This window comes from Streptomyces beigongshangae (genome assembly GCF_019710745.1).
GTDB classification, from domain to species: domain Bacteria; phylum Actinomycetota; class Actinomycetes; order Streptomycetales; family Streptomycetaceae; genus Streptomyces; species Streptomyces beigongshangae.
The window spans coordinates 19,129-40,983 of the sequence record NZ_JAHKJW010000063.1; the positions used below are offsets into that span (position 1 = coordinate 19,129).

The window sequence follows — 21,855 nt, forward strand, 5'->3', positions numbered from 1 at the left end:
CACATGTTGCACATGTCGAATGCCGGTGCACGCGGCGCCCACCGGCTCGCTGTCGAGCCTACCCCCGTGGCAACGCGCATTCTTTCGAGTCATTCCAGACTGCCGGGACTCTCCTTCTCCCGCCTCCCGACCGGCGCGTTCCGTATGCGGCATCCGTGTTCGGCAGGTGAATACGGCCCTGCTCGTCCGACTGCTCAATACACGGCCGATCAGTCCTCCGCGAGCCCTTTCGACACGACCCGACCCCCGCGAAGGCCGGGGTCTGGGCAACGTCTACAGTGGCGTGGTACGCGCGAGCCTTTACCGGGAGTTCACACCCGGGGTTCGCTGGGAGTCTCTGTCAGGGGTGTGCGTGACGGCCGTTGAATCCCGTCCAGCGGGGCTGCTCGGAGGGACGAGCCAGGGCAGGAAGCACCGGCCGTTCGGGGCCCGGGTCAAGGCGTTCGTCGCTCTCACCAAGCCGCGGATCATCGAGCTGCTGCTGATCACCACGGTCCCGGTGATGTTCCTGGCCGAGCAGGGGGTGCCCGATCTGAAGCTGGTGCTCCTCACCTGCCTCGGCGGCTACCTCTCCGCCGGTGGCGCCAACGCGCTGAACATGTACATCGACCGCGACATCGACGCGCTCATGGAGCGTACGGCGCAGCGCCCACTGGTCACCGGGATGGTGAGCCCCCGCGAGTGCCTGGCCTTCGGCATCACGCTCGCCGTGGTCTCCACGCTCCTGTTCGGGCTGACGGTCAACTGGCTGTCCGCCTGGCTGTCGCTGGGGGCCCTGCTCTTCTACGTCGTCGTCTACACGATGATCCTCAAGCGGCGTACCTCGCAGAACATCGTGTGGGGCGGCATCGCGGGCTGCCTGCCCGTCCTCATCGGCTGGTCGGCCGTCACCGACTCCATGTCGTGGGCCCCCGTCATCCTCTTCCTCGTCATGTTCTTCTGGACACCGCCGCACTACTGGCCGCTGTCCATGAAGGTGAAGGAGGACTACGCGCGCGTGGGCGTGCCGATGCTGCCGGTCATCGCCTCCAACCGGGTCGTCGCACGGCAGATCGTGCTCTACAGCTGGGCGATGGTCGTCGTCTCCCTGCTCCTCACCCCGCTGGGCTACACGGGGTGGTTCTACACCGTCGTGGCGCTGGTGACCGGAGGGTTCTGGCTCTGGGAGGCGCACGGGCTGCAGTCCCGGGCCAAGGGGGGTGCCGTGGGGGCGAAGCTCAAGGAGATGCGGCTGTTCCACTGGTCCATCACGTACGTGTCGCTGCTGTTCGTGGCGGTGGCCGTGGACCCGTTCCTTCGCTGACGCGCCGCGTCTCCCTCCCGGAGTGGCTCCGGAATGCTGCCGGGCGCGGGTCCGTCGTGGCCGGTCGCGCAGTTCCCCGTGCCCCTGGAGGGACACCGGGCGTGGCCCTGGTTGCTACCCGTCGGTAGCATCGGGGTATGGCAGACACTCAGCAGGTTGACGAAGGCGCGGGCGCCCCGCGGGACGCCCGGGGTGAGCGGCGCGTGGCCAAGCTCGCCCGGCGGATCTCCTCCTTCGCGCAGGCGCACGGCGGTGCCGAGGGGCATGTCGCGTACCTCGGGCAGAAGGGCGCCCGGATCGTCCTCGTGGGGGAGGACGGCGAGTGGGGCGACCTCGTGGCCCCGACCCACGCCCTCGCCGAACAGGCCGTGAAGCGGTCCGGCATCACCGTCCACGAGGACTTCGGCGGCGACTTCGCGAACAAGGTCAGGACCGGCCCGTACGAATGGACCCGTATGGCGGGCATCCAGGTGGGCGGCCCTTCCAACGGCTGACCCGTGCCCCCGCGGGGATGCGGCGAACGGCAGGCCCGGCCGCGGCCGGGCCGCACCCACCGAAACGCCCCGGACCCACACCCGGGAACCCCCTCACCCGTTAAGCCCTGCACATGGCAGAGCCCACCCGTGGGGGAGTCCGGATGATCGAAACGCCGTCGCTGGTGGACCAGTACTGCCACGGCGTGCTGCGGACGGAGCTGGGCCTCGGCACCTTCGAGGCCCGGCTCGCCGGGAGCGGGGGACCGCCCGCCGCCGGCACCACGTTCTTCGACACGCAGACCGGTTTCGCCGTACGCCGCTGGTGTCCCCCGCTGCTCGGCCTCGAACCGCACTGCCCGCCCGCCCACTACCTGGCGCGGCGCCGGGAGCTGGGCGTCCTGGAGGCGGGGCGCAGGCTGCTGCGGGGGAGCGGCATCACCACGTACCTGGTCGACACCGGACTGCCGGGCGACCTCACCGGCCCCGGCGAGATGGCCCGTACGGGGGCCGCGGACGCCCATGAGATCGTCCGTCTCGAACTGCTCGCCGAGCAGGTCGCCGACACCTCGGGCACCGTCGGGTCGTTCCTGGCCAACCTCGCCGAGTCGGTGCGGGGCGCGGCCGCCCACGCCGTGGCCTTCACCTCCGTGGCGGGCGCACGGCACGGACCGGCGCTCGCGCCCGAGCCGCCGGGGCCCGCGGAGGTGCGGGGCGCGGCCGGCCGGTGGCTGGCGGGCCGCCGGGTGGGCGGTCCGCTGAGCGATCCGGTGCTGATCGGACACCTGCTGTGGACCGCGGTCGCCTCCGGGCTGCCGCTCCAGCTCCACGCCGGTCTCGGCGGCCCCGGCTCGCGCGTCGACCGCGCCGACCCCGTCCTGCTCGCCGACTTCGCCCGCGCGACGACCGGCCTCGGCACCGATCTGGTGCTGCTGCACGGCTATCCGTACCACCGCCACGCGGCGCATCTCGCGGGAGCGTTCCCGCACGTGTACGCCGACCTGGGCGCGGCGCTCGTACGGACCGGCGCCCGGGCGGCCGCCGTGCTCTCCGAGATACTGGAGCTCGCCCCCTTCGGCAAGCTGCTCTTCTCCAGCGGGGCCCAGGGACTGCCCGAACTCCACGTGGTCGCGGCACGTCTGTTCCGCGAGGCGCTGGCGCGGGTGCTCGGCGCCTGGGTGGCCGAGGGGGCCTGGTCGCGGGCCGACGCGCAGCGGGTGGCGGGGCTGGTCGCGGCGGGGAACGCGCGACGGGTGTACGGGGTGGGGTGAGCCGCCCCCGGACCGGCCGTCCCGTGGCCGCTCAGGTACGGGTGAGTGCCGACCGCTCCGGCGGTTCCGCCGCGACCCCCGCGGCGGCGGGCCGCTCCCGCAGTGCCAGCAGGACGCGGAGCGTGGCGATCCACACCAGGCAGGAGCCGAACATGTGGAGGCCGACCAGGACCTCCGGCAGGTCGGTGAAGTACTGGACGTATCCGACGGCGCCCTGGGCGAGCAGCACCAGGAAGAGGTCGCGGGTGCGGTGCAGGGGGGCCCCGGGGGCGTCGACCGCCTTGAGGACGAACCACAGGGCGAAGGTCAGCGTCACCACGATCCAGGCCAGGACGGCGTGCAGCTTGGTGACGTCCTCCCAGTCCAGCGGGATGCGGTGGACCTCGCTGGAGTCGCCGGCGTGCGGGCCCGCGCCGGTGACGACCGTGCCCACCGCGATCAGCAGGACGGTGACGGCGACCAGTACCCGGGTCATCTGCCGCACCGGCTCGCCCACCAGCGGACGCGGCGCGCCGTCGCCCTCCCGGGTGCGGTGCCACATCACCGTGGCGACGGCGATCAGGGCGGTGGAGAGCAGGAAGTGCGCGGCGACCGTGTACGGGTTCAGGCCCACCAGGACGACGATGCCGCCGAGGACCGCGTTGCCCATGACGATCCAGAACTGCGCCCAGCCGAGCCGGGTGAGGCCGCGCCGGTACGGCTTCTGCGCACGCGCGGCGACGATCGCCCAGCCGACCGCGGCGCACAGCACGTACGTCAGCATGCGGTTGCCGAACTCGATGACGCCGTGCACACCCATCTCACGGGTGCTGGTGAGCGAGTCGTCGGTGCACTTGGGCCAGGTGGGGCAGCCGAGGCCCGAGCCGGTCAGCCGGACGGCACCACCGGTGACCACGATCAGCACCGCCATGACGAGCGCGGCGAGGGCGGCGCGCCGGACCGTCCGGGGGGAGGGGGTCCAGCGCCCGGCGATGAAGGCGAGCGGGTTGCGCACGGCTTGAGCGGCGTCCGCTCGGGTCACGTTTGGCACGGCGTCCATCGTAGGGGGCTGCTTGTGCACGCTTTCACGAGCCCCCCTCCCCACCGCCGCGTACCACCGGTCCGTCACTTCCGTCCGTCACTTCCGTCCGTCACCCCGGTCCGTCACTCCCAGCGGAAGAACCTGCCCGCGGCGGCGAGGCCCGCGACCGCCCAGACGGCCAGCACCGCCAGGTCGCCCCAGGGCGTCCCGGCCCCGTGCTGGAGCACGTCCCGCAGGCCGTCGGAGAGGGCCGAGATCGGCAGCAGGCCGAGCACGTCCTGCGCCACCGGGGGGAACCTGTCCAGCGGGACGATCACGCCGCCGCCGACGAGCAGCAGCAGGAAGACCAGGTTCGCGGCGGCCAGGGTGGCCTCCGCCTTCAGGGTCCCCGCCATCAGCAGGCCGAGGCCGGAGAACGCCGCGGTGCCCAGGACCAGCAGGAGCAGCACGGCGAGCGGGCCCCCCTGGGGCGACCAGCCGAGCGTCAGGGCGATCACCGTCACCAGGACGACCTGGAGGACCTCCGTGACCAGCACGGACAGTGTCTTGGCCGTCATCAGCCCCCAGCGGGGCAGCGGCGAGACGGCGAGCCGCTTCAGCACGCCGTAGCGCCGTTCGAAGCCCGTCGCGATGGCCTGGCCGGTGAACGCCGTCGACATCACGGCCAGCGCGAGGATGCCCGGCGCCAGGAAGTCGACGGCCTCACCCGCACCCGTGTCGACGATGTCCACCGCGCTGAACAGCACGAGCAGCAGCGTCGGGATGACGACCGTCAGCAGCAGCTGCTCGCCGTTGCGCAGCAGCATCCTCGTCTCCAGCGCCGCCTGCGCCGCGATCATGCGGGACAGCGGGGCCGCTCCCGGCCTCGGCGCGTAGGTGCCCGCGGCCGTGGCCCGGCCGTCCGTTCCCGCGCTCATCCGCGCAGCTCCTTACCGGTGAGTTCCAGGAAGACGTCCTCCAGGGTGTGCCGCTCCACGGAGATCTTCTCCGGCATCACCCCGTGCTGGGCGCACCAGGTCGTGACCGTCGCGAGCAGCTGCGGGTCGATCTGGCCGCCCACCCGGTACGAGCCCGGGGCCGGCTCGTCCGCCGTGGAACCGGCCGGGAGGGCCTTGAGGAGCGAGGACATGTCGAGGCCGGGGCGGCCGCCGAAGCGCAGGGTGTTCTCGGCGCCCCCGCGGCACAGCTCCTCGGGCGGGCCCTGGACGACGACCCGGCCCGCATCGATGATCGCCACGTCGTCGGCGAGCTGCTCCGCCTCGTCCATGTGGTGCGTGGTCAGGATCACCGAGACCCCGTCGGCCCGCAGCTCGCGGACGAGGTCCCAGGTGGCCCGGCGCGCCTGCGGGTCGAGGCCCGCGGTCGGCTCGTCCAGGAAGACCAGTTCGGGGCGGCCGACGACCGCCATGGCGAGCGCGAGGCGCTGCTGCTGACCGCCGGAGAGCCGCCGGTACGCCGTGCGGCCGCAGCCACCCAGGCCCAGGCGCTCGGTCAGCGCGTCCACGTCCAGCGGATGCGCGTGCAGCCTCGCCACGTGCCGGAGCATCTCGCCGGCGCGGGCGCCGGAGTAGACACCGCCGGACTGGAGCATCACGCCGATGCGGGGGCGCAGGGCGGCGGCCTCGCGCACCGGGTCGAGGCCCAGCACCCGGACCGTCCCGGAGTCCGGCTCCCGGTACCCCTCGCAGCTCTCGACGGTGGTCGTCTTGCCCGCGCCGTTCGGCCCGAGCACGGCGGTGATGCCCGGCCGGGCCACCAGGTCCAGGCCGGCCACGGCGGTTCTCCCGCCGTAGCGCTTCACCAGGCCGCTGACCTGGACGACTGGGTCACTTCGCATGGGCGGCCTCACTTCGCATGGGGGCCAAGTCTAGGGAGGACCCGGCGGGCGCCGCAGAGCGGGGCGGGGCACGGAGGGCGCCACCGGCGCGCGGTCCGCGCCCGCCCCCGGACCGCCCGGTTGATCGATCAAAGATCATTCCCGCAGGTCAAGCTTAGGTTTGCCTAAGTGATGCACCGCACCCCGCCCGCCACCAGCACGGCTTGTCACTCCCTGAGGAATTACGCAACAATGGCGTTGTGAAAAACGTCGGCGAGGCTCGGGAGACCCCCACGGGGGCCCCTCAGGAGGAACTCGCGACCGGTGAGCGCTCGACGCGCAACCGGGTCGCGCGGTCCATCCTGGACCACGGTCCGTCGACCGTGGCCGACCTCGCCGGACGGCTGGGCCTGACCCACGCCGCCGTCCGCCGGCACCTGGACGCCCTCGTCTCCGACGACGTCGTGGTCGCCCGAGAGCAGAAGGTCTACGGCGCCCGTACGCGCGGGCGGCCCGCCAAGGTGTTCGCCCTGACCGACTGCGGCCGCGACGCCTTCGACCAGTCCTACGACCAGCTCGCCGCCGACGCCCTGCGCTGGATCGCGGAGCGCGAGGGCGGCGAGGGCGCGCTCCTCGCCTTCGCCCGCGCCAGGATGGCCGCCCAGGCCGGGGCGTACCGCGAGGCCGTCGAGTCCGCGGCCCCCGAGAAGCGGGCCGAGGCCCTGGCCAAGGCCCTGAGCGCGGACGGGTACGCTGCTACGGCGCGCAGCGCACCGGTCGGTGAGCAGCTCTGCCAGCACCACTGCCCGGTCGCCCACGTCGCCGGGCAGTTCCCGCAGCTGTGCGAGGCGGAGACCGAGTTCTTCTCCCAGTTGCTCGGAACGCACGTCCAGCGGCTGGCCACCATCGCCCACGGCGACGGCGTCTGCACGACGTTCATCCCCAAGATCTCCGGGCCGGCCGGGCCCGCCGAGATTTCTGACAACGCATCCGCAAGCACCGCCGGGAGGAACCCCGCATGACGCTCCCCATCGAGGAGACCGCCCACCCCGAGCTCGAGGGTCTGGGCAACTACGAATACGGCTGGGCCGACTCCGACGTGGCCGGTGCCTCCGCCAAGCGCGGCATCAACGAGGACGTCGTCCGGGACATCTCCGCGAAGAAGAACGAGCCGGAGTGGATGACCAAGCTCCGTCTCAAGGGCCTGCGCCTGTTCGACAAGAAGCCCATGCCGAACTGGGGCTCCGACCTCTCCGGCATCGACTTCGACAACATCAAGTACTTCGTGCGCTCCACGGAGAAGCAGGCGGAGTCCTGGGAGGACCTGCCCGAGGACATCAAGAACACGTACGACAAGCTCGGCATCCCCGAGGCGGAGAAGCAGCGCCTCGTCGCCGGTGTCGCGGCCCAGTACGAGTCCGAGGTCGTCTACCACCAGATCCGCGAGGACCTGGAGGAGCAGGGCGTCATCTTCCTCGACACCGACACCGCCCTGAAGGAGCACCCGGAGCTCTTCAAGGAGTACTTCGGCACGGTCATCCCGGTCGGCGACAACAAGTTCGCGTCGCTGAACACCGCGGTGTGGTCCGGCGGCTCCTTCATCTACGTGCCGAAGGGCGTGCAGGTCGAGATCCCGCTCCAGGCGTACTTCCGCATCAACACGGAGAACATGGGCCAGTTCGAGCGGACCCTGATCATCGTCGACGAGGGCGCCTACGTGCACTACGTCGAGGGCTGCACCGCCCCGATCTACAAGTCGGACTCGCTGCACTCCGCGGTCGTCGAGATCATCGTCAAGAAGAACGCCCGCTGCCGTTACACGACCATCCAGAACTGGTCGAACAACGTCTACAACCTGGTCACCAAGCGCGCCGTGGCGTACGAGGGCGCGACCATGGAGTGGATCGACGGCAACATCGGCTCCAAGGTCACCATGAAGTACCCGGCCGTCTACCTGATGGGCGAGCACGCCAAGGGCGAGACCCTGTCCATCGCCTTCGCGGGCGAGGGCCAGCACCAGGACGCCGGCTCCAAGATGGTCCACATGGCGCCGAACACCTCCTCCAACATCGTGTCGAAGTCCGTGGCACGCGGCGGCGGCCGTACGTCCTACCGCGGTCTCGTCGAGATCGGCGAGGGCGCCCACGGCTCCAAGTCGAACGTGCTCTGCGACGCGCTGCTCGTCGACACGATCTCCCGCTCGGACACGTACCCCTACGTGGACGTCCGCGAGGACGACGTGTCCATGGGCCACGAGGCGACCGTCTCCAAGGTCTCCGAGGACCAGCTCTTCTACCTGATGAGCCGCGGTCTCTCCGAGTTCGAGGCGATGGCGATGATCGTGCGCGGCTTCGTCGAGCCCATCGCCAAGGAGCTGCCCATGGAGTACGCCCTGGAGCTCAACCGGCTGATCGAACTGCAGATGGAAGGCGCGGTCGGCTAGACCCACCCCCGAAGCAGTAGCCAGATTTCTGACGTAGGAAGAGAGCAGACCGACAGCCATGGCTGAGGCTCAGCAGAACTCCCCCATTCTCGACTCCGCTCGTGCGGGGGGACCCCTACCGGTGGGCAGCACGACCGCCGGCCAGATCGCGGTGGCCGCCGAGTCGACCGTCGCCACGCGCATGAGCGCGCCCCCGTCCTTCGACGTGGCGGACTTCCCGGTCCCCCACGGCCGCGAGGAGGAATGGCGGTTCACCCCGCTGGAGCGGCTGCGCGGGCTGCACGACGGCACGGCCGTCGCCACCGGCGACGGCGTGCGGGTCGACATCGAGGCGCCCGAGGGCGTCACGGTCGAGACCGTCGGCCGCGACGACGAGCGGCTCGGCCGGGCCGGCACCCCGGTGGACCGCGTCGCCGCGCAGGCCTACTCGGCGTTCGAGAAGGCCGGTGTCGTCACCGTCCCCAAGGAGACGGTCCTCACCGAGCCGATCCGCATCGCCGTGCACGGCCAGGGCGGTGTCGCCTACGGCCACCAGGTCGTCGAGCTGGGAGCCTTCGCCGAGGCCGTCGTCGTCATCGACCACACCGGTGACGCGGTCCTCGCCGCCAACGTCGACTTCGTCCTCGGCGACGGCGCGAAGCTCACCGTCGTCTCCGTCCAGGACTGGGACGACAAGGCCGTCCACGTCGGCCAGCACAACGCGCTGATCGGCCGGGACGCCACCTTCAAGTCCTTCGTGGTCACCTTCGGCGGCGACGTCGTGCGCCTGCACCCGCGCGTCACGTACGCCGGTCCCGGCGGCGAGGCCGAGCTGCTCGGCCTGTACTTCACGGACGCCGGCCAGCACCAGGAGCACCGCCTCCTGGTCGACCACAACGTCCCGCACTGCAAGTCCAACGTCGTCTACAAGGGCGCCCTCCAGGGCGAGGCCGCGCACGCCGTGTGGATCGGCGACGTGCTCATCGAGGCCAGGGCCGAGGGCACCGACACGTACGAGATGAACCGGAACCTGGTGCTGACCGACGGCGCCCGCGTCGACTCCGTGCCCAACCTGGAGATCGAGACCGGCGAGATCGTCGGCGCCGGGCACGCCTCGGCGACCGGCCGCTTCGACGACGAGCAGCTCTTCTACCTGATGGCCCGCGGCATCCAGGCCGACGACGCCCGCCGGCTCGTGGTCCGCGGCTTCTTCGCCGAGCTGGTCCAGCAGATCGGCGTCGACGACATCGAGGAGCGCCTTCTCGTGAAGATCGACGAGGAGCTGGGGGCGTCGGTCTGATGGCTGACTCTCCCACGTTCCTGCGCGCCTGCGGACTCGACGAGCTGGCGGAGGACACCCCGAAGCGGGTGGAACTCGACGGCACGCCGGTCTCGCTCGTGCAGACCGAGGGCGAGGTGTTCGCGATCCACGACATCTGCTCGCACGCGAACGTCTCGCTCTCCGAGGGCGAGGTGGAGGACTGCCAGATCGAGTGCTGGCTGCACGGCTCCGCCTTCGACCTGCGAACCGGCAAGCCGTCCGGCCTCCCCGCGACGCGCCCCGTCCCCGTATACCCCGTAAAGATCGAAGGGGGCAGCGTCCTCGTCGACGTCCACGCCTCCCTCACCCAGGAGTCCTGAGGCACCCATGGCAACGCTTGAAATCCGAGACCTGCACGTCACCGTCGAGGCCGACAACGCCACGAAGGAGATCCTCAAGGGCGTCGACCTCACCGTGAAGCAGGGCGAGACGCACGCCATCATGGGCCCGAACGGCTCCGGCAAGTCGACGCTCGCCTACTCGCTCGCGGGTCACCCCAAGTACACGATCACCGGCGGCACCGTCACCCTCGACGGCGAGGACGTCCTGGAGATGTCCGTCGACGAGCGCGCCCGCGCGGGCCTGTTCCTCGCGATGCAGTACCCGGTCGAGGTCCCCGGCGTCTCCGTCTCCAACTTCCTGCGCACCTCCGCCACCGCGATCCGCGGCGAGGCCCCCAAGCTGCGCCTGTGGGTCAAGGAGGTGAAGGAGGCCATGCAGCGCCTGAACATGGACCCCTCCTTCGCCGAGCGCAACGTGAACGAGGGCTTCTCCGGCGGCGAGAAGAAGCGCCACGAGATCCTCCAGCTGGAACTGCTCAAGCCGAAGATCGCGGTCCTCGACGAGACCGACTCCGGCCTGGACGTCGACGCCCTGCGCGTCGTCTCCGAGGGCGTCAACCGCGTCCGGGAGACCGGTGAGGTCGGCACCCTGCTGATCACGCACTACACACGCATCCTGCGCTACATCAAGCCCGACCACGTCCACGTGTTCGCGAACGGCCGCATCGCCGAGTCCGGCGGCGCGGAGCTCGCCGACCAGCTGGAGGCCGGGGGCTACGACAAGTACGTGAAGGGTGGCGCATCCGAGTGACACAGCTGCCGGGCCTCCTCGACACCGAGGCGATCCGTAAGGACTTCCCCATCCTGGACCGCCAGGTCCACGACGGCCAGAAGCTCGTCTACCTGGACAACGCGGCGACCTCGCAGAAGCCGCGCCAGGTGATCGACGCGCTCAGTGGCTACTACGAGCGCTACAACGCCAACGTCCACCGCGGTGTGCATGTGCTCGCGGAGGAGGCCACGGCGCTGTACGAAGGCGCGCGCGACAAGGTCGCGGCGTTCGTCAACGCGCCGAGCCGCGACGAGGTGATCTTCACGAAGAACGCCTCCGAGTCGCTCAACCTCGTGGCCAACATGCTCGGCTGGGCCGACGAGCCCTACCGGGTGGACCACGAGACCGAGATCGTCATCACGGAGATGGAGCACCACTCCAACATCGTGCCGTGGCAGCTGCTCGCGCAGCGCACGGGCGCGAAGCTGAAGTGGTTCGGCCTGACCGACGACGGCCGGCTCGACCTGTCGAACATCGACGAGGTCATCACGGAGAAGACGAAGATCGTCTCCTTCGTGCTGGTGTCGAACATCCTGGGCACCGTCAACCCGGTCGAGGCGATAGTGCGCCGCGCGCAGGAGGTCGGTGCGCTGGTCTGCGTCGACGCCTCCCAGGCCGCTCCGCACATGCCGCTGGACGTACAGGCCCTGCAGGCCGACTTCGTGGCCTTCACCGGCCACAAGATGTGCGGTCCGACCGGCATCGGCGTCCTCTGGGGCCGCCAGGAGCTGCTGGAGGACCTGCCCCCGTTCCTGGGCGGCGGGGAGATGATCGAGACGGTGTCGATGCACTCGTCGACGTACGCCCCCGCCCCGCACAAGTTCGAGGCGGGCACCCCGCCGATCGCCCAGGCGGTCGGTCTCGGCGCGGCGATCGACTACCTGGACGCGATCGGCATGGACAAGATCCTCGCGCACGAGCACGCCCTCACCGAGTACGCGGTGAAGAAGCTCGGCGAGGTCCCCGACCTGCGGTTCATCGGTCCGGCGACCGCGGAGGACCGCGGCGCGGCGATCTCGTTCACGCTGGGTGACATCCACCCGCACGACGTGGGCCAGGTCCTGGACGAGCAGGGCATCGCGGTCCGGGTCGGACACCACTGCGCACGGCCCGTCTGCCTGCGGTACGGAATTCCTGCGACCACGCGGGCGTCGTTCTATCTGTACTCCACGCCGGCCGAGATCGACGCACTGGTCGACGGTCTGGAGCACGTACGGAACTTCTTCGGCTGAAGGGCTGGCTGACACCGTGAAGCTGGATTCGATGTACCAGGAAGTCATCCTGGACCACTACAAGCACCCGCACGGGCGGGGCTTGCGGGACGGCGACGCCGAGGTGCACCACGTCAACCCGACGTGCGGCGACGAGATCACGCTGCGCGTGAAGTACGACGGCACGACGATCGGCGACGTCTCGTACGAGGGCCAGGGCTGCTCCATCAGCCAGGCATCGGCCTCCGTACTGAACGACCTGCTCGTGGGCAAGGACCTGGCCGAGGCGCAGCGGATCCAGGAGACCTTCCTGGAGCTGATGCAGTCCAAGGGACGCATCGAGCCCGACGACGCGATGGAGGAGGTCCTGGAGGACGCGGTCGCGTTCGCCGGGGTCTCGAAGTACCCGGCCCGCGTGAAGTGCGCGCTGCTGAGCTGGATGGCCTGGAAGGACGCGACGGCCCAGGCCCTGGGCGAGGCCGGCGCCGAGAGGAAGACGGCATGAGCGAGACCATCGAGATGAAACCGGCCTCCGAGGAAGAAGTCCGCGAGGCCCTGTACGACGTCGTCGACCCCGAGCTGGGCATCGACGTCGTCAACCTCGGACTGATCTACGGCATCCACATCGACGACGCGAACATCGCGACGATCGACATGACCCTGACGTCGGCGGCGTGTCCGCTCACCGACGTCATCGAGGACCAGGCCAAGTCCGCCACGGACGGCATCGTGAACGAGCTCCGCATCAACTGGGTGTGGATGCCGCCGTGGGGCCCGGACAAGATCACGGACGACGGCCGCGAGCAGCTGCGGGCGCTGGGCTTCAACGTCTGAGCCCTCCGCGGGATCTGCAGGCATGTGCACGGCCCCCGGCGCTCGCGCCGGGGGCCGTGCCGCGTTCCCGCAGCCGGCCGGGCCGGGCCGGCTCCGTGTACGGGTGTGTGCGGTGCTGCGTACGCTCGCGTCCATGGGATACGTGTTGCTCACCGGAGCCATCGCCGCGGAGGTGGCCGCCACGACCGCCATGAAGTACAGCGACGGCTTCAGCAGGCTCTGGCCCTCGGTGCTGACCGCCGTCGGCTACGTCGTCGCCTTCCTGCTGCTCGCGCAGACGCTCAGGACGGTGTCCGTCGGCACGGCGTACGCGATCTGGTCCGGGCTCGGCACGGCGGCCGTCGTGGTGATCGGGACGGTGTTCCTCGGGGAGGGACTGACGGTCACCAAGTTCGCCGGGGTCGCGCTGATCATCGCCGGGGTCGTGGTGCTGAACACGGGCGGGGCGCACTGACGGCCCCGCCACGTTAGGTTTCTGTCATGACCGACACGACTGCTACACGCACCACCGGCGCCGTCGCCACGGGGCTCGCCACGATCACCGCCGACGGCACCGTCCTCGACACCTGGTTCCCGGCACCCGAACTGGTGGCCGAGCCCGGCCCCTCCGGCTCCGAGCGGCTGTCCGGGGAGCGCGCGGTGGAGCTTCTCGGCGAGGGCGCCGCGAAGGCCGTCGGACCGGACGCCCGCCGTGGCGTCGAGGTGGTCGCGGTCCGTACGGTCATCTCCTCGCTCGACGAGAAGCCGGTCGACGCGCACGACGCGTACCTGCGCCTGCACCTGCTCTCGCACCGGCTGGTGCGGCCGAACGGACTGAGCCTCGACGGCCTGTTCGCCCACCTCGCCAACGTCGCCTGGACCTCGCTCGGCCCGGTGGCCGTGGACGACGTGGAGAAGGTCCGGCTGAACGCCCGCGCCGAGGGCCTCCACCTGGCCGTGACGTCCATCGACAAGTTCCCGCGCATGACGGACTACGTGGCGCCCAAGGGCGTCCGGATCGCCGACGCCGACCGGGTCCGCCTCGGCGCGCACCTCGCCGAGGGCACCACGGTGATGCACGAGGGCTTCGTGAACTTCAACGCCGGCACGCTCGGCACGTCGATGGTCGAGGGCCGGATCTCGGCCGGCGTCGTGATCGGCGACGGCTCCGACATCGGCGGCGGCGCCTCCACCATGGGCACGCTGTCGGGCGGCGGCAACGTGCGCATCACCATCGGCGAGCGGTGCCTGATCGGGGCCGAGGCGGGCGTCGGCATCGCCCTCGGCGACGAGTGCGTGGTCGAGGCCGGGCTGTACGTCACGGCGGGCACGCGGGTGACGATGCCCGACGGGCAGATCGTCAAGGCCCGTGAGCTGTCCGGGGCCTCCAACATCCTGTTCCGCCGCAACTCGGTGACGGGGAAGGTCGAGGCCCGGCCGAACAACGCGGTGTGGGGCGGGCTGAACGACGTGCTCCACAGCCACAACTGAGGCGTTCCGCGGCTCTCTTCGGCGAGCGCCCTCCCGCACGGCGGGAGGGCGCTCGCCGTCGTGCGCGGGCGGATGCCGCGGGGCGGGTGCGGGCGAGCGGGTGCGGGCCGCGCGGTTCCCCGCGTCCCCGAGCACGGCTTGACCTCCAGTCCGGTTGAGGTNCCGCGTCCCCGAGCACGGCTTGACCTCCAGTCCGGTTGAGGTCGGAGGGTGGGTGGCGTCCGTGCAGAGCAGCGATCACCGGAGGCCGTGATGACCCGTCGTACCGATGAGCACCCCGAGATGGCCCGTCCCGAGGTCGGGGCCCCGATCTTCAGCACCTGGCGGGTGGGGACCCCCGAACGGCAGCGGGCGGCGGTCGAGGCGATCGCCGCCACCTGGGAGAGGCGGCCGTGGCCGGCCGAAGGACTGCTCGGGTACCACGTGTACGCCGGGGAGGACGGCACGACCCTGCTGCACCACTCCCAGTGGCGGAGCGAACAGGATCACGAGGCGTTCGTGAAGGTCCACCGGCAGGAGCGGGTGGACGAGATCGACGTGGTCGTGCCCGGGATCGAGCGGGTGGGACTCGACCGGTACCGGCACCACCGCAGCGGCGTCCGGGAGACGGGGACACGGGCGCCGGGCTGCGTCGTGATCGTGGAGATCGAGTTCGAGGACGCCGACGCCGCGCGGCAACGGGCCTGGGTGGACGCGGTGTTCGAGGCCCTGGAGAGCGAGCCGGCCCCGCACCCCGGCGGCATCTCCGCCCACTTCCACCTGAGCACCGACGGCAGGAAGGTCCTCAACTACGCCGAGTGGGAGAGCGCCGACGCGCACCGGCGGGCGATGGCCGCGCCGGGCGACGGGGTGGGGTCGCGCACGCCGCAGTGGGAGCGCGTACAGACGTACCCCGGACTGAAGCGGTCCACGGTCGGCCGCTACACCCACGCGCTCGGTCTCGCCCCCGAGTGACCCCGCCCCTGGTGAACCGGCTCCTCGAACCGGCCGCCCTCGGCGATGAACCCCCGGCGGCGGTCCGGCGTCTTACCGGGCGCCCTCCGTGGGGACGGGACGGGCACCGGTGAGAGGCCCGGGTCCGGGAACCCCCTCCTGGACCCGGGCCTCGCCGCTCGCCGCGGGCACCGCGGACACGATGGAACGGCTACGGGCGGAAGCGCAGCACCTGCGGGTCGTGGTCGCTGATCTGGTCGGCGAACTCCGCGTTGATGTGCACGCTGTCGTAGGCGAGGCCGCGGCCCCCGCGGATCGACGGGCTGACCAGGATCTGGTCGAGGACCTGGCTGTTGCCCTGGTAGTCGTAGGTGTACCGCTCGCTCTCCGGCAGCGACTTGACGGCCGACCACAGGACCCCGCCGGCCTCCAGGAGCTTCGTCGTCCGCGAGAACTCGAAGTCGTTGATGTCGCCGAGCGTGACGACGTCCGCGTTGCGCTGCTTCGCCAGGATCTCCTTGACGAAGGTGTTCACCGCGGTCGCCTGGAGGTGGCGCTGGGTCTCCGAGCTGCGCGCCGGCGGCTGGAACTGCGAGTGCAGCGCCTGGTCGCCGCCCTTCGAGGCGAAGTGGTTCGCGATCACGAAGACCGTCTCGCCGCGGAAGACGAACTCGCCCGCGAGCGGCTTGCGGCTGTTCGTCCAGGCAGCGTTCGCCGGGTCGACGCGGCCCGGGGAGAGTGTCAGGTGCGCCTTGCCGCGCACCTTCGTGACGCCGACGGCGGTGGTGGCGTCGCCGCCCGCGCGGTCGACGAACGACACCCGCGCCGGGTTGTAGAGGAACGCCTGGCGGATGTTGCCGCCCGGCTCGCCGCCGTCCGCGAGGTCCACCGGGTCGATGGAGCGCCACTCGTAGGCGGGTCCGCCGGCGGCGGTGATCGCGTCGGCCAGCTTCCGCAGGGTCAGGTCGGCGGCGACCGTACCGTCGTCCACCGGGCCGTTGTCGTCCTGGATCTCCTCTAGGGACACGATGTCGGGCGACCGGAGGTGGTCGACGATCGCGGCCGCGTGGTCGGCGAACGTGCCGTCCGCCGGGTCGAGGTTCTCGACGTTGTACGTGGCGACCGCGAGCTCGCCGCGCGACTGCCCGCGGGTCGTCTCGCGCTCCAGGCCGCCGGACACGACCGTGCCCAGGGTGCGGGCGGTCAGCGTGTAGCCGCCGAACTGGCTGTAGTCGAGCGGGCCCTCGGTGGTGCCCTTGAGGGTGTCGCCGACGTCCGCCGCCGGGAAGGGCTGCGTGGCGGCCGGGACCAGCGACTGGATCTGGAGCCGGCCGGTGTTCTGCTCGGTGTACGCGCCGTAGACGGTGCCGCCCCGGCGGTTCGCGTTCTCGTGCGGCTTGACCGTCACCCACAGCTCGGAGAACGCGTCGGTCGCGGTGACCACGCGCGACGAGCCGATCGCGACGTTCATGCCCTCCAGGGACTCGTAGAGGTCGAGGGCGTACTTCTTCGGCCGCAGGGTGAGGCCGTCGACCGAACCGCCCGCCGCCGGGTCGCCCCCGGGCGCGTACGCGGCGGGCACGGAACGGCTGTCGATGACCGCGGCCCGGGGCAGCGCGTTGCCGCTCGACACCACCGTCACCGCCGGCCGGGAGATCTGCGTGACCGACTGGTTGCCGGACGAGGCGCCGCCCGGCACGAACTCCGTGACCGTGCCCGAGACGGTGACCGAGTCGCCGACGGCGACCGTCGGCGTGGAGCCGGTGAAGACGAAGACGCCCTCGCTGGTGGCCGGGTCGGCGTCCGCGGACGGACCCTGGATCCAGAAACCGCGGGACGAACCGTAGGTCCGTACGCCCGTGACGACGCCGGCCACGTCCGTGACCTGCCGCCCCACGAGCGGGGAGGTCCGGGTGGAGCCCTGGATGTCGTGGACGGCCACGGCATCCGCGTGGGCGGGTGAGGTGAGGACCACCGGGGACGCCATGGAACAGGCGGCGGCGACGGTGAGCGCGGCTATGCGCGCGGAAGGCTTGCTCGGCAACGGAATCCCTCCGGGGACGTGCGTGGGAGCCGGAACGAAGACGGATCGGCGGATCTACGCGCGTCAATCTCGTGCCCGGCCACGGGGCTTGTCAAGGCTCCCTGGCTGAATACTTCCGGCGGGTTCATGAACCGGGCGGCATGGGTTCAAATCCGTCTAGGCTGATACCGCATGTCACGGACGGCCCCAGGACGGTCTTCCGGGCGGCCCGCCGACCCGTGCGCGGCACGGCGGGCGGCCCCGGGGTCGTTCGGTACGTCCGAAACATCCGGCACGTCCGTCGGGGGCGGGCGTCGAGACGGATGCCGAGACGGATGCCGACATGTACGCCCGACCGCTCGTACCGACTGTTCGTCCTAGGAGAACCAGCCGATGTCAGACAGCTCCCCCCTGCCGCCGGTGCGTCTGCACTCCGAAGCGGAGCTCGCGCGGGACGCGCTCGCCACGCCGCTGCTCTCGCGTGCCGTGCGGCTCGCCCGCTGGGCCGGTCCGGACATCCGGGTCGGGGCCGGCGGCGAACTCGTCGGGGAACAGCTGGCGGCCGCCGCCGCGGAGCTGGGCCTCGACGGGCAGGACGCCGCGGCGTACGCCAGTGAGGCATGGCGGGTGGCCGTGGACACCGGGCTGGTCGTGGTCGTGGACGAGGAGGAGGGCACGGTCACCACCGGCGCCGACCTGGGCCTCGTCCTGTCGGGAGCGCCGCAGGACGTGCTGGGACTGTGGACGGGCGCCCTGGAGACGGTGCTGGCCGACGCGAGCGTGCCCGACCTGGAGGACCTGGTGGAGGCCGTGGACGCGGGCGGCGAGATCGACTTCTCCGCACTGGACTGGGACCCCGAGGCGGAGGCCGAGTTCCTCGACGGCGTGCTCGGCAACCTCTATCTGCTGACCGCCCGCGCGGACGGCCCGGACGACGCCCCGGTGCCGCTGCCCGCCCTCGCCGCGTCGATGATCGTGCCGGACGGCATGGGGGAGCCCACCAACGACGTCCTGGAACAGGTGTCGGACGCGATGATGCGGCTCGACGACCAGTTCCGGGTCCTGGAGCCGGCCGGGCTCGTCGACTTCCAGCCCGTCGACGAGGCGCTCATGGCCGACGCCGACGAGGAGCCCTCCGCGGCCGTGGACGACACGGACGTCACCCGGTACGGGATGGTGCGGCTCACCCCGCTCGGGGTGTACGGCATCAGGGCGCGGCTCCTGGAGGCCGGGTTCGCGGCGCCCGCGGTGGGCGATCTCGCGGACAAGGGGGCCGACGTGCTGCTCGACTCCACGTCCACGTTCCCGCCGACGGCCGCACAGGCGGAGACCGAGCAGTGGCTCGCCCGGCGCGAACCGCTGGACGCCGCGCGGGAGTTGCTCGCCGCCGCCCGGGGCGCCGACGCGGGCGCCCCGCTGCGGCGGCTGCGCTGCCAGCAGGCGCTGTCCCTGGTCGGCGCGGAGGCCGCGCCCGCGCTGCACGAGGTGCTCGACGACGCCGAACTGGGCGGGCTCGCCCGGGTCTGGCTCGCCGAGCGGGGGGTGCCGGACGTGCCCGCGCCGTCCGAGGAGATGGTCTTCTGGCTGACCGTCGACACGATCGCCGCGCAGCTCGCGGCGGAGGGGAACTCCGAGGAGCTGCGGGCGCTGGTGGAAGGGCTCGCGGCGCAGCACGGTTCGTTCTTCGCCGCGGCGTGGCGGGTGGAGCATCCGGCCACGCCGGAGGTGCTGGAGGCGATGGGGCGGCTGCATCCGGACCGGGCGGTGGCCAAGGAGGCGCGCAAGGCGGCGTTCAAGGCGCGGTCGCAGCGGGGTTGAAGCGGGGCGGAGGCGGGGCAGACGCGGGAGTTTCGGCCGCGGGTGCGTGGGGGCCGGTCGCGCGGTTCCCCGCGCCCCTGGTGGGCGGGGCTGCGCCCCTGCCCTTCGGCCGATGGCCGGGACCGCGGGAAAGCCTCAGGGGGAGTCCATGGGCAGGACCCGGACCGGGATGCCCTCCAGCTCGTCCGGGACCGTGTCCTCGGGGGCGAGGTCGTCGCGCGGGACCTTGCGGGTCACGAAGACGACGATCACGTCCTCGCCGGAGTCCTCGTCGCGGCCGATGCCGACACCACTGACATGGGCCAGTGCCATCAGCCGCTCCTCGTGCAGCCGGCGTGCCTGACGTGCGTCCACTTCGGCTCGCCTCCAGAGGGCGTGCGGATCCTTGGTACCGAGATTATGGCGGCCCGCGGTCCGGACGCGAGTGCTGTTGCGCCGTATGGCGGCGCGGGAGCCCCCGACGGGCCGGACGGACGGAACGGGCCGCGTTCACACAAGGGGGGCCCGATACGTCGGGCGGTGTTCAACCGGTGTTCAGGCGCGGACGGGACCGTGTCCCGGTGCCCGGCAGCCGGGTCCGCACCACCCACGCGTCACCCCCGCCACGGTCACACTCCACCGCCACAGGAGACAGCATGCCGCTCACCCGCAGGGAATTCACCGGACGATCCGCGATCGCCGGCGCCGGTGTCGCGCTGACCGGCAGCGTCGGCACGCTCGCCACCGCGCCCGGCGCCCTCGCCGCCACGGACACCGAGACCGTGGGCGACGACGAACTGCACGACGCCGGCCGGCCCGGGGGGAGCGTCGGCTACGGGCCGCTCCTGCCCGACCCGGCGGGCATCCTCGCGCTGCCCGCCGGGTTCTCCTACCGCGTCATCACGCACAGCGGGCGGACGAAACTGGAGTCGGGGGAGTTCACCCCGTCCAACCACGACGGCACGGCCGCCTTCGACGGCCCGCGCGGCACCACCCTCCTCGTCAACAACCACGAGCTGAAGGGACCGCGCGCCGGCTGGGCGTACCCCGTGCCGCTGGCCGAGGGACTCGTCTACGACCCGGCCGCGTCCGGCGGCTGCACGGTCGTCGAGGTGCGTCCCGGCGGCGCGGTCGCCGAATGGGTCGGTATCGCCGGCACCTCCACCAACTGCGCGGGCGGCAGCACCCCCTGGGGCACCTGGCTCACCTGCGAGGAGAACTCCGACCGGGCCGGCGAGAACGGCATGACCAAGGACCACGGGTACGTCTTCGAGGTCGACCCGATCGACCGCCGTGCCAACCGCGACCCCAAGCCCCTGAAGTTCTTCGGCCGGTACGACCACGAGGCCGTCGTCATCGACCCCAAGCGGGGGCACGCCTACCTCACCGAGGACGACTCCGACCCCAACGGTCTGTTCTTCCGCTGGAAGCCCCCGCACGGCTTCACCCACGGCCGCGGGAAGTTCCGTACGCTCGCCGACGACGCCGGGGTGCTCCAGGCGCCCAGGTGCTACGACTCCGGCGGCCGCTACGTCGACGACCTGTCCCGTGCCACGAGGATCGGCACCGTGTACGGGGTCGACTGGATCGACGTGCCCGACCGCGACGCCAGGACCGTGCCCGTGCGCGAGCAGTTCGGCGCCGGTGAGGTCACCCGCGCCCGCAAGCTCGAGGGCATGTGGTGGGGCGACGGCGGCGCGTACGTCGTCTCGTCCTACGCCCGGGAGGAGAGCCCGGGCCGGCACGACGGACAGGTCTGGTTCTACGACCCCAAGCGGCGCACGCTCACCCTGAAGGTCCTCCTCGGGGTGAACCCCGACCCGTCGAAGGACGGTGCCTTCGACGGGCCCGACAACATCACCGTCTCCCCGTACGGCGGTCTCGTCATCGCCGAGGACGGCGAGGGCGTCTCGCACCTCTTCGGCGCGACGGAGAGCGGCCGCACCTACCCCATCGCCCGCAACGACCTGAACATCGGCACCGAGGAGGAGCCCGAGTTCAGCGAGTTCACCGGCGTCACCTTCTCGCCCGACGGGAAGACCCTGTACGCCAACATCCAGGAGCCGGGCATCATGGTGGCCGTCGAGGGCCCCTGGAAGCGGCAGCGGCGCCGCTGAGACTCCGCCGGTCCCGCCCCACGGCCCCGCCCCGGTCGCGCTGCCGGGTGCGGGGCCGTGGCGCCGGTGGCCGGGGCCTAGAGCGCCTGGGCCGACGGCTTCACCATGCCGCGGACCGTGCGGGACTTGACGAAGGTGCCCAGGGCCGTCATCTCCCACTCGCCGGAGAACTGCTTGATGAGCTTGGCCATCATCACGCCGGTCTGCGGCTCCGCGCTCGTGAGGTCGAAGCGGACCAGTTCCTCGCCCGTGGCGGCGTCCAGGAGACGGCAGTATGCCTTGGCCACCTCCGTGAACTTCTGGCCGGAGAAGGAGTTCACCGTGAAGACCAGGCCCGTGACGTCCTGGGGGAGGCGGCCGAGGTCCACGACGATCACCTCGTCGTCACCGCCGCCCTCGCCCGTGAGGTTGTCGCCGGAGTGCTTGATCGCGCCGTTCACGATCGAGAGCTTGCCGAAGTAGCAGCTGTCGATGTGGTTGCGCTGCGGGCCGTAGGCGATCACCGAGGCGTCCAGGTCGATGTCCTTGCCGCGGTACGCCGGCTCCCAGCCCAGGCCCATCTTCACCTGGGAGAGGAGCGGGCGGCCGCCCTTGACCAGGGACACGGTCTCGTTCTTCTGGAGGCTTACGCGGCCCTTGTCGAGGTTGATCTTCCCGGCGCCCATGGCGGGGGCCGGAGGCGCCGCCGGGGGCGCGGGCGGGGCGGCGGGGGCGGCGAGGGGCGCGGCCG

22 protein-coding genes are annotated in these 21,855 nt (G+C 71.5%); 16 read left to right on the forward strand and 6 right to left on the reverse strand.

What is annotated here, in order from left to right; all coding sequences use genetic code 11:
• Positions 1-346 precede the first annotated feature (346 nt).
• The 3 genes from KM933_RS32740 (at position 347) to KM933_RS32750 (ending at position 3,047) form a co-directional block, all read left to right on the forward strand.
• Positions 347-1,303, forward strand: a complete 957-nt coding sequence (locus tag KM933_RS32740) for a heme o synthase (RefSeq protein ID WP_221359171.1) — start codon at positions 347-349, stop codon at positions 1,301-1,303.
• Between the two features lie 137 nt (positions 1,304-1,440).
• Positions 1,441-1,797, forward strand: coding sequence for a hypothetical protein (locus tag KM933_RS32745; protein ID WP_221359173.1), 357 nt, complete (start codon positions 1,441-1,443; stop codon positions 1,795-1,797).
• A 143-nt stretch (positions 1,798-1,940) separates the two neighbouring features.
• Positions 1,941-3,047, forward strand: a complete 1,107-nt coding sequence (locus tag KM933_RS32750; RefSeq protein WP_221359175.1) for an amidohydrolase family protein — start codon at positions 1,941-1,943, stop codon at positions 3,045-3,047.
• 31 nt (positions 3,048-3,078) lie between these two features.
• Here KM933_RS32750 and KM933_RS32755 read toward each other — a convergent pair whose 3' ends face one another.
• From KM933_RS32755 to KM933_RS32765, 3 genes are all read right to left on the reverse strand, one after another.
• Positions 3,079-4,086, reverse strand: coding sequence for a COX15/CtaA family protein (locus KM933_RS32755; protein ID WP_221359177.1), 1,008 nt, complete (start codon positions 4,084-4,086; stop codon positions 3,079-3,081).
• Positions 4,087-4,190: 104 nt separating this feature from the next.
• Positions 4,191-4,985 (reverse strand): ABC transporter permease, encoded by a 795-nt coding sequence (locus KM933_RS32760; RefSeq protein WP_221359179.1) that lies wholly within the window; start codon positions 4,983-4,985, stop codon positions 4,191-4,193.
• Positions 4,982-5,905: an ABC transporter ATP-binding protein gene (locus tag KM933_RS32765; protein ID WP_221359181.1), complete on the reverse strand. Its 924-nt coding sequence runs from the start codon at positions 5,903-5,905 to the stop codon at positions 4,982-4,984. The genes KM933_RS32760 and KM933_RS32765 overlap by 4 nt, the downstream gene beginning before the upstream one ends.
• Before the next feature lie 239 nt (positions 5,906-6,144).
• Here KM933_RS32765 and KM933_RS32770 point away from each other — a divergent pair, with 239 nt between their 5' ends.
• The 11 genes from KM933_RS32770 (at position 6,145) to KM933_RS32820 (ending at position 15,209) form a co-directional block, all read left to right on the forward strand.
• The gene (locus tag KM933_RS32770) at positions 6,145-6,906 is read left to right on the forward strand and encodes a helix-turn-helix transcriptional regulator (RefSeq protein ID WP_221359183.1); all 762 of its coding nucleotides are present in this window, start codon (positions 6,145-6,147) and stop codon (positions 6,904-6,906) included.
• Positions 6,903-8,327 carry a Fe-S cluster assembly protein SufB gene (sufB, locus tag KM933_RS32775; RefSeq protein ID WP_221359185.1) on the forward strand — a complete coding sequence of 475 codons (1,425 nt, stop codon included), beginning with the start codon at positions 6,903-6,905 and terminating at the stop codon, positions 8,325-8,327. The genes KM933_RS32770 and sufB overlap by 4 nt, the downstream gene beginning before the upstream one ends.
• Positions 8,328-8,385: 58 nt before the next feature.
• Complete coding sequence (gene sufD / locus KM933_RS32780; protein ID WP_221359187.1) at positions 8,386-9,606, forward strand: Fe-S cluster assembly protein SufD; 1,221 nt, start codon at positions 8,386-8,388, stop codon at positions 9,604-9,606.
• Entirely contained in the window at positions 9,606-9,947 is a 342-nt protein-coding gene (locus KM933_RS32785) for a non-heme iron oxygenase ferredoxin subunit (protein WP_221359189.1), read from the forward strand. Before sufD ends, KM933_RS32785 begins: the two co-directional genes overlap by 1 nt.
• Positions 9,948-9,954: 7 nt before the next feature.
• Positions 9,955-10,719, forward strand: coding sequence for a Fe-S cluster assembly ATPase SufC (gene sufC, locus KM933_RS32790; protein WP_221359192.1), 765 nt, complete (start codon positions 9,955-9,957; stop codon positions 10,717-10,719).
• Complete coding sequence (locus KM933_RS32795) at positions 10,716-11,972, forward strand: cysteine desulfurase (RefSeq protein ID WP_221359194.1); 1,257 nt, start codon at positions 10,716-10,718, stop codon at positions 11,970-11,972. Before sufC ends, KM933_RS32795 begins: the two co-directional genes overlap by 4 nt.
• 16 nt (positions 11,973-11,988) lie before the next feature.
• Positions 11,989-12,456 carry a Fe-S cluster assembly sulfur transfer protein SufU gene (gene sufU / locus KM933_RS32800; RefSeq protein ID WP_221359196.1) on the forward strand — a complete coding sequence of 156 codons (468 nt, stop codon included), beginning with the start codon at positions 11,989-11,991 and terminating at the stop codon, positions 12,454-12,456.
• A complete protein-coding gene (locus KM933_RS32805; protein ID WP_030039960.1) occupies positions 12,453-12,785 on the forward strand; it encodes a metal-sulfur cluster assembly factor in 333 nt (110 codons plus the stop codon). The genes sufU and KM933_RS32805 overlap by 4 nt, the downstream gene beginning before the upstream one ends.
• A gap of 133 nt (positions 12,786-12,918) precedes the next feature.
• Entirely contained in the window at positions 12,919-13,239 is a 321-nt protein-coding gene (locus tag KM933_RS32810; protein WP_221359198.1) for a DMT family transporter, read from the forward strand.
• Between the two features lie 26 nt (positions 13,240-13,265).
• Positions 13,266-14,255, forward strand: coding sequence for a 2,3,4,5-tetrahydropyridine-2,6-dicarboxylate N-succinyltransferase (dapD, locus tag KM933_RS32815; RefSeq protein ID WP_221359200.1), 990 nt, complete (start codon positions 13,266-13,268; stop codon positions 14,253-14,255).
• A gap of 252 nt (positions 14,256-14,507) precedes the next feature.
• Complete coding sequence (locus KM933_RS32820) at positions 14,508-15,209, forward strand: antibiotic biosynthesis monooxygenase (RefSeq protein WP_221359202.1); 702 nt, start codon at positions 14,508-14,510, stop codon at positions 15,207-15,209.
• 190 nt (positions 15,210-15,399) lie between these two features.
• Here KM933_RS32820 and KM933_RS32825 read toward each other — a convergent pair whose 3' ends face one another.
• Positions 15,400-17,232 carry an endonuclease/exonuclease/phosphatase family protein gene (locus KM933_RS32825; RefSeq protein ID WP_221359204.1) on the reverse strand — a complete coding sequence of 611 codons (1,833 nt, stop codon included), beginning with the start codon at positions 17,230-17,232 and terminating at the stop codon, positions 15,400-15,402.
• Between the two features lie 372 nt (positions 17,233-17,604).
• Between KM933_RS32825 and KM933_RS32830 the strand changes: the two genes are divergently transcribed.
• Positions 17,605-19,029: a hypothetical protein gene (locus KM933_RS32830; RefSeq protein WP_221359206.1), complete on the forward strand. Its 1,425-nt coding sequence runs from the start codon at positions 17,605-17,607 to the stop codon at positions 19,027-19,029.
• A gap of 135 nt (positions 19,030-19,164) precedes the next feature.
• Here KM933_RS32830 and KM933_RS32835 read toward each other — a convergent pair whose 3' ends face one another.
• Complete coding sequence (locus tag KM933_RS32835) at positions 19,165-19,383, reverse strand: hypothetical protein (RefSeq protein WP_221359211.1); 219 nt, start codon at positions 19,381-19,383, stop codon at positions 19,165-19,167.
• Positions 19,384-19,664: 281 nt separating this feature from the next.
• Here KM933_RS32835 and KM933_RS32840 point away from each other — a divergent pair, with 281 nt between their 5' ends.
• Positions 19,665-21,125, forward strand: coding sequence for an alkaline phosphatase PhoX (locus KM933_RS32840; protein ID WP_221359207.1), 1,461 nt, complete (start codon positions 19,665-19,667; stop codon positions 21,123-21,125).
• Positions 21,126-21,202: 77 nt separating this feature from the next.
• Here KM933_RS32840 and KM933_RS32845 read toward each other — a convergent pair.
• The coding region (locus KM933_RS32845) for a TerD family protein (protein WP_221359209.1) at positions 21,203-21,855 on the reverse strand (653 nt) is incomplete at its 5' end.

Coding starts and splice junctions, on each gene's coding strand:
- KM933_RS32745 (WP_221359173.1), top strand. CDS start 1,441: ATGGCAGACACTCAGCAGGTTGACGAAGGCGCGGGCGCCCCGCGGGAC.
- KM933_RS32750 (WP_221359175.1), top strand. CDS start 1,941: ATGATCGAAACGCCGTCGCTGGTGGACCAGTACTGCCACGGCGTGCTG.
- KM933_RS32755 (WP_221359177.1), bottom strand. CDS start 4,086: ATGGACGCCGTGCCAAACGTGACCCGAGCGGACGCCGCTCAAGCCGTG.
- KM933_RS32760 (WP_221359179.1), bottom strand. CDS start 4,985: ATGAGCGCGGGAACGGACGGCCGGGCCACGGCCGCGGGCACCTACGCG.
- KM933_RS32765 (WP_221359181.1), bottom strand. CDS start 5,905: ATGCGAAGTGACCCAGTCGTCCAGGTCAGCGGCCTGGTGAAGCGCTAC.
- sufB (WP_221359185.1), top strand. CDS start 6,903: ATGACGCTCCCCATCGAGGAGACCGCCCACCCCGAGCTCGAGGGTCTG.
- sufD (WP_221359187.1), top strand. CDS start 8,386: ATGGCTGAGGCTCAGCAGAACTCCCCCATTCTCGACTCCGCTCGTGCG.
- KM933_RS32785 (WP_221359189.1), top strand. CDS start 9,606: ATGGCTGACTCTCCCACGTTCCTGCGCGCCTGCGGACTCGACGAGCTG.
- sufC (WP_221359192.1), top strand. CDS start 9,955: ATGGCAACGCTTGAAATCCGAGACCTGCACGTCACCGTCGAGGCCGAC.
- KM933_RS32805 (WP_030039960.1), top strand. CDS start 12,453: ATGAGCGAGACCATCGAGATGAAACCGGCCTCCGAGGAAGAAGTCCGC.
- KM933_RS32810 (WP_221359198.1), top strand. CDS start 12,919: ATGGGATACGTGTTGCTCACCGGAGCCATCGCCGCGGAGGTGGCCGCC.
- dapD (WP_221359200.1), top strand. CDS start 13,266: ATGACCGACACGACTGCTACACGCACCACCGGCGCCGTCGCCACGGGG.
- KM933_RS32820 (WP_221359202.1), top strand. CDS start 14,508: ATGACCCGTCGTACCGATGAGCACCCCGAGATGGCCCGTCCCGAGGTC.
- KM933_RS32830 (WP_221359206.1), top strand. CDS start 17,605: ATGTCAGACAGCTCCCCCCTGCCGCCGGTGCGTCTGCACTCCGAAGCG.
- KM933_RS32840 (WP_221359207.1), top strand. CDS start 19,665: ATGCCGCTCACCCGCAGGGAATTCACCGGACGATCCGCGATCGCCGGC.